The organism is Liquorilactobacillus mali KCTC 3596 = DSM 20444 (assembly GCF_000260415.1).
Taxonomy (GTDB): domain Bacteria; phylum Bacillota; class Bacilli; order Lactobacillales; family Lactobacillaceae; genus Liquorilactobacillus; species Liquorilactobacillus mali.
The window spans coordinates 1-440 of sequence record NZ_BACP01000094.1 but is presented as its reverse complement, the minus strand read 5'-3'; the positions used below and the strand labels follow the sequence as shown (position 1 = coordinate 440).

General features: G+C 37.5%; 1 protein-coding gene. It reads left to right on the top strand.

Features of this window, described 5'->3' with window-relative positions:
- Positions 1 to 200 precede the first annotated feature (200 nt).
- The gene (locus GSM_RS13620) at positions 201 to 410 is read left to right on the top strand and encodes a helix-turn-helix domain-containing protein (protein ID WP_003687070.1); all 210 of its coding nucleotides are present in this window, start codon (positions 201 to 203) and stop codon (positions 408 to 410) included.
- Positions 411 to 440: the final 30 nt, after the last annotated feature.

Sequence of the window (440 nt, the reverse complement as noted above, 5' to 3'; positions counted from 1 at the left end):
AAAGAGGAAGTGAGTGAATGAATGCAATAGTAATTGCGGCTGTTGCAATTGCAGCCTATGAGGCAGGAAGATACGAGGCTAAGAATGAAAGAAAATAAGTTGCTTCACATAGTCAAATTGGCAACATGGACGGCAATCATAACCACGTATGCATTATGTATTGAGGTTGTGATTAGTTGGTTTGTAAAGGGGTGAGATGAATGAAAGTTGATGGAGAAAGATTTGGAACTAACCTGCGTGTTGAAATGGCAAAACTAAATTTGACAACTACAAAGTTATACGAATTAACGGGTATTAGTCGTAACACAATCACATATTGCAGATACGGTCGAGTAAAGGCACTCCGTTCAAGTACAATTAAAAAACTTTGTAAAGCTCTCAATTGTACCCCAAATGACTTATTCAAATAGAAAAAGAGCATACGGCAATATGCTCCATAC